Origin of the sequence: Pseudogracilibacillus amylolyticus (SeqCode) (assembly GCF_051918545.1) — a bacterium.
Classification (GTDB): domain Bacteria; phylum Bacillota; class Bacilli; order Bacillales; family Amphibacillaceae; genus Pseudogracilibacillus.
Window position 1 is genome coordinate 1 of record NZ_JBPPZG010000299.1, and the last position, 3,490, is coordinate 3,490.

The 3,490-nt window shown below is 36.6% G+C and carries 2 protein-coding genes; both read right to left on the reverse strand.

Annotation, left to right across the window (positions count from 1 at the left end):
• Positions 1-1,952, reverse strand: a 1,952-nt coding sequence (locus ACPYKA_RS19840) for an ABC transporter ATP-binding protein (protein ID WP_479543922.1), incomplete at its 3' end; no start/stop codon positions are given.
• 11 nt (positions 1,953-1,963) lie between these two features.
• Positions 1,964-3,490, reverse strand: a 1,527-nt coding sequence (locus tag ACPYKA_RS19845) for an ABC transporter ATP-binding protein (protein WP_479543923.1), incomplete at its 5' end; no start/stop codon positions are given.

The following is a 3,490-nucleotide window of genomic DNA, read 5'->3' on the forward strand; positions in this document are numbered from 1 at the left end:
AACGTTTCATGTGTACCAGTTTCCTTTATTTTACCACTTTCCAGAACAAAAATCTTATCCGCATTTTGAATCGTTGATAAACGGTGGGCAATAATTAACGTAGTTCTACCTTTTTTCAACACCTCCAATGCTCGTTGGATAATATGTTCCGTTTCTGTATCAATATTTGCCGTTGCTTCATCCAAAATTAAGATGGCCGGGTCAAACGCTAAGGCACGTGCAAAAGATATGAGCTGTCTTTCCCCAAGTGAAAAAGTACTTCCACCTTCAGTTACCGCCTCATCATAACCGTTCGGTAATTTTTCTATAAATTGATTGGCACCAACTGCTTTTAATGCATTAATCGCTGTTTCTCGCTTAATTTTAGGATCATTCATCGTTACATTGGAAATAATCGAACCAGAAAATAAAAATGGATCTTGTAAAACAATACCCATAAATGATCTTACTTGCTGTCTCGACCATTCTTTTGTAGACGTACCATCAATTGTGATTAATCCTTTTTGTGGATCATAAAAACGAAATAACAAATTCATAATCGAACTTTTCCCGGAACCTGTATGCCCGACAAATGCTGCAGTTTCGCCCGCATTCACTTCAAAAGAGATATTTTTTAAGACAAACTCATCTTCCAAATAAGCAAACGATACATCACAAAAAGCAACATCCCCATTATAACGGGGTATTTCCGCCTCCACTACTTCTTCCCCTTCATGATCCATCAATTTAAACATCCGGTCTCCTGAAGCCCGCGCCTGCTCAATAAGTGGAAACTGGTTGACAATTGCTGTTACTGGCTCGAAAAAACGCGTCAAATAATCGACTAAAGCATATAACACCCCAATTGAAATAATACTGTTAGGTTCTAAGGAAAAAGATCCAAAGTACCAAATAAAACCAACGAAAGCGATGTTTCGAATGGTATCAACAAAATTAAATGATGTTAAAGCACTTAATGTGACTAACTTTTTTTGATTTGAAAAAATTTCTTCATTCAATTGTTCAAATGATTCCATTGTTTTCCTTTGAACTTGAAATGCTTGAATAATCGACATTCCTTGAATTGCTTCATTAATATTTCCATTTATTTCACTATTTCTTTTGCGAATGACTAAATTGTATTTTAAGCCGAAATGTTTATACACTCTTGCAAGACCATAGATGATCGGAATAATTAATAAACAAATGAGAGCAATACTCGGATTTAAAATATAAATAGCGACTAAAATTCCAGCCATATAAATGATCCGTGTTATGACAATCGATAAAACACGCTCATACAATTCTCGGATTGCTTCTGTATCATTGGTAATTCGCGCAACAATTTTACCAGCAGGTTGATCAACAAAATAATCGATCGGAATTTTTTGGGTATGTAAAAAAATATCATTACGCATTTTTTTAACAACTCTGTTGGAGACTTGTTGTAGTAAATACGTTTGGAAATACTGAAAGACACCTGCAATTAACAGTAAACCAACATACAGGCCTAACAGAAGCAAAATAGGTTTTCGTTCAGGCTTAAAAAAGGAATATAGTTCTTGAAGCGATAATTGTTTTGCGTCCACTTGAACGGATTGATCTGTTCCGATCGTAAGCGTACTATTTTCTACTTTTCTGCTTCCTTCAAGCGGGACATCTTCTTCCACTAAAAAATATTCTTTCTCAACAGCTACAATCGTCACTGTTCCAAGCGTCTGCTCGCTATTAAGCCGGTCTTCTCGAATAAAATTTCGGTTCTGATAAGAGACAGTATGATTATTCGTTTCTTCAACCTCATGCCATGTTCCTTCAATACTTAAAATATGATCATCGATAATTACTTTGGCAATATAAGGCCCAGCTAACTCTAATGCAGTTGCAATCATTAAACATATAATTCCTAAAATAATCCCTTTTTTATAGAGGGCAGCATATTTTAGAAGACGCTTTTCCGTTGATCCTTTAAACATAAGCGCACCACCTAATTCTCTAATTGTTGCTTTTCATATTGCGTTTTGTACCAGCCACCAGCTTTCATTAATTCTTCGTGGGTTCCTTCTTCAATAATTTTTCCATCTTCTAGTACAATAATATGATCTGCGTGAGCGACAGCTGATAATCGATGTGCAGCAATAAACGTCGTTTTCTCCTTCCGTTCCCGTTTTAAATGTGCGATGATATTCGCTTCCGTTTTTCCATCGACTGCAGATAAGGAATCATCTAAAATTAAAATTTCCGGATCTTTAATAAACGCTCGTGCTAACGCAACACGTTGTTTCTGTCCTCCAGAAAGCGTTACACCACTTTCTCCTACTTGCGTATCCAGTCCTTTTGGAAGTTGTTTTATGTCATCTAAAAAATGAGCTAATTCCATCACCCGAAAAATTTCTTCATCTGTTGCATCCTCTTTTCCAAATTGGATGTTCTCACGAATCGATTTAGAAAACATTATTTGATCTTGCGGTACATAGCCGATCCAATTCCGTAATTGTTTTAAATGTAATTGCTCGATTGGACCACCTGAAAAGGCAATCTCTCCTTTCATATTCGGATACTCTCTGAGCATGAGTTTAAATAATGTCGTTTTACCAGCACCTGTTTTACCTACGACACCAATCGTTTCGCCTTTTTTCACGGAGAGATCGTTTATTTCCAATTGGTTGCTTTTTGTAAATGGATAAGAAAACTTCACGTTTTTAAAATGGATTTCAGATAAGTTACTTACTTTAATCGGATTTAGTGGGCTTTTTACGTCTGCTTTATACCGAAGAATTTCATTCACCCGATCCACAGAGGCATTCCCTCTTTGTAACACATTGATTAACTCACCAACTGCAAACATTGGCCAAATCAACATACCTAAATACACATTAAAAGAAACGAGATCACCTAGTGTAATTTGATTTTGAAAAACGAGCATTGCTCCATACCCAAGTCCAATCGTATACGATGTACCTACTAATATTTTCATTGTCGGCTCAAATAAAGCATCAATTCGCGCAACTGCCATATTTTTTTCATAAACGTCATCCGTCATTTTATAAAACCGTTCTTTATCCTGACGCTCTTGTACAAAGGCACGGAGTACACGAACTCCACGGATGGATTCAAGCACTTCATTATTCATATCCCCAAACGCATTTTGCGCCTTCATAAAACGAGAATGAATAGCTGAGCCATACTTACTCATAATGATAGCCATTACGGGCAACGGGATGAGCGCTGCAAAGGTCAATTTCCAGCTGATCGAAAACCCCATCATCGCGATGATCATAAACATAAATGTCGTCGAGTCCACTAAAGTTAAAATACCAAACCCAGCAGTCAAAGCGATCGCCTTTAAATCATTTGTACTTCTCGCCATTAAATCCCCTGTTTTATATTTACTGAAAAATGTTGGCGTCATTTTCAAAAAATGCTCCATCAAGCGACTTCGCATCTTTTTCTCTAAAATTACTGCTCCACCAAATAACGTATAATCCCATAAGAATGAAATAACATAATGAAC